Source organism: Micromonospora sp. D75 (assembly GCF_018070405.1).
Classification (GTDB): Bacteria; Actinomycetota; Actinomycetes; order Mycobacteriales; family Micromonosporaceae; genus Micromonospora; species Micromonospora chalcea.
This window is the reverse complement of record NZ_JAGPXV010000770.1, coordinates 1-2,501: the sequence shown is the minus strand read 5'-3', so window position 1 is coordinate 2,501 and position 2,501 is coordinate 1. Positions and strand designations below refer to the sequence as shown.

At 73.3% G+C, this 2,501-nt stretch carries 2 protein-coding genes and 1 pseudogene; 2 read left to right on the top strand and 1 reads right to left on the bottom strand.

Translation table 11 applies throughout. The features are described from left to right. The coding region (locus KBX39_RS28810) for a LacI family DNA-binding transcriptional regulator (RefSeq protein WP_210873552.1) at positions 1-641 on the bottom strand (641 nt) is incomplete at its 3' end. A gap of 241 nt (positions 642-882) precedes the next feature. Here KBX39_RS28810 and KBX39_RS28805 point away from each other — a divergent pair. Further along, positions 883-2,211, top strand: a complete 1,329-nt coding sequence (locus KBX39_RS28805) for a Gfo/Idh/MocA family protein (RefSeq protein WP_043323555.1) — start codon at positions 883-885, stop codon at positions 2,209-2,211. A 17-nt stretch (positions 2,212-2,228) separates the two neighbouring features. After that, positions 2,229-2,501: pseudogene (locus KBX39_RS28800) on the top strand (glucuronate isomerase); the annotation flags it as partial.

The following is a 2,501-nucleotide window of genomic DNA, read 5'->3' as shown; positions in this document are numbered from 1 at the left end:
GGCTGGTTGGGTCCGAGGACGGTCAGCTCCGCTGAACCGCTGCGGGCGGCGGCGGTAGCGGCGCGGCGCATCTCCCGGGCGGTCCACGAGCCGCGTGGGCCGCCGAGCAGCGCGATCCGGCGGTGGCCGAGCCCGAGCAGGTGCTCGATCGCGGCCCGGGCGCCCTGCCCGACGTCCATCATCACGCAGGGCAGGCCGGCGACCTGGCGGTTTATCACCACCACCGGGACCTCGCGGCTGACCTGCTCGATCAGGCTGTTGCTCATCCGGGGGCTGCACAGCAGCACGCCGTCGACCTGCTTGGCCAGCGCGTGGACCAGGTCCTCCTCGGCGACCGGGTCCTCGTTGGTGTCGGCGACGAACACGTGGTAGTCGCGGTGCCGGGCCTGCCCCTCCGCCGCCTTGATCAGCGGCGGGAAGAACGGGTTGGCGATGTCGGCCACGATCAGGCCGATGTTGTGCGTACGGCCGGTGATGAGGGCCCGGGCGGCCCGGTTGGGCCGGTAGCCGAGGTCCTCCGCGCAGGCCAGCACCCGGACCCGGGTCTCCGGGTTGACCAGGTGCGGGGCCGAGAACGTCCGGGACACGGTGGAGATGTGCACACCGGAGGCGCGGGCGACGTCCCGGATGGTGGCTGGCACGGCGGGCTCCCTCGTCCGATGTGGTGGGGGTCACGGGTGCCGCCCATTAATGCAAACGGTTGCGCCGGTGTCAACGGTCCATTGTTGCGGCTCGATTGCGGCGACGGTGCCGCTGGGCGCGCGAAACCTCATCAATGCGGATGGATAGGGCGGCTTGACCGCCATCCGTTGACGACGTATCCATCGTCGTGGTTTCTTCGGCTGCAAACCTTTGCAGCCGACTGCCGGGGAGGCCGACGTCATGTCACCACCGGCCCGGGAACGGGTCCGCCACGCCCTGGTCGGCGCCGGGGCGCGCGCCGAGATGTTCGTCCGCGCCCTGGCGCTCGACCACGCCGACACCGCCGAGCTGGTCGCGTTCGCCGACGTCAACCAGACGAGGATGGACGCGCACAACCGCTGGCTGGCCGAGCTGGGCCGGTCGCCGGTGCCCACGTACACGGCCGGCGACTTCACCGCGATGCTCGCCAAGGAGCGCGTCGACGTGGCGCTGGTGACCAGCGTGGACGCCACCCACGACGAGTACGTGACGGCGGCGCTGCGCGCCGGCTGCGACGTGATCGTCGAGAAGCCCATGACGGTCGACGCGGAACGGTGCCGGCGCATCCTGGACGCGGTCGCCGAGACCGGCCGCCGCGTCACAGTCGCGTTCAACTACCGCTACAACCCGCTGCACGAGCAGGTCCGGCGGCTGCTCGCCGACGGCGCGGTGGGCGAGATCGGGTCGGTGCACTTCGAGTGGCTGCTCGACGTGCGCCACGGCGCCGACTACTTCCGCCGCTGGCACCGCGACAAGTCCGTCTCCGGCGGGCTGCTGGTGCACAAGTCCGGCCACCACTTCGACCTGGTCAACTGGTGGCTGGACGCGCGCCCGGTCGAGGTGCACGCGTACGGCAGGTTGTTCTTCTACGGCGCCCACGGCCGCCGGCACGGCTACGCCCGCGACTACGACCGGGCGCACGGCTCCCCCGCCGCCGACGGCGACCCGTTCGCGCTGCGCCTGGCCGACCACCCGCGACTGCGCGAGCTGTACCTCGACGCCGAGGCCGAGGACGGCTACCACCGCGACCGCAACGTCTTCGCCCCCGGCGTGACCATCGAGGACGACCTCGCGGTGCTCGCCCGCTACGACACCGGCGCGACCATGACCTACCACCTGACCGCGTACGCCCCCTGGGAGGGCTACCGGGTGATGGTCAACGGCAGCCGGGGCCGCCTGGAGCTGGAGGTGACCGAGAGCGACCACGTCAGCCCGTCCGTCGCCGGTGCACTGAAGGGCGCGGCGCTGCACGGCGACGAGGCCGCCGTCGAGCGGGGCGCGGCCCGGCTCACGCTGCGCCCGTTCTGGGCGCCGCCGGTCCAGATCCCGGTCGAGGGCTGGACCCGGCGCGGGCACGGCGGCGCGGACACCCGGATGACCCGGGTGCTGCTCGGCGGCGAACCCGACCCGCTCGGCCGGGCCGCCACCGCCCGCGACGGCGCGCTCGCGCTGCTCACCGGCCTGGCCGCCAACCGCTCGCTGGAGACCGGCGCGCCCACCCGCGTCGCCGACCTGCTCACCCTGCCCTGACCGAGGAGCCCGCCCCCGTGCCGATCATCTCCCCCAGCGATCTGCTGCTGCCCGCCGAGCCCGGCCTGCGTGCCCTGGCCCGCGAGCTGTACGCGCTCGCCGCGCAGCAACCGATCATCTCCCCGCACGGGCACGTCGACCCCGGGCTGCTGGCCGACGACCAGCCGTTCCCCGACCCGGCCCGGCTGCTCGTCGTACCCGACCACTACCTGACCCGGATGCTGCTCAGCCAGGGCGTACCCCCGGCCGACCTGGGCGTGCCCAGCGTCGACGGCAGCCCGGTGGAAACC

Bases quoted from the DNA above. Each gene is read 5' to 3' on its own strand.
- KBX39_RS28805 (WP_043323555.1), top strand. From the start codon at position 883: ATGTCACCACCGGCCCGGGAACGGGTCCGCCACGCCCTGGTCGGCGCC.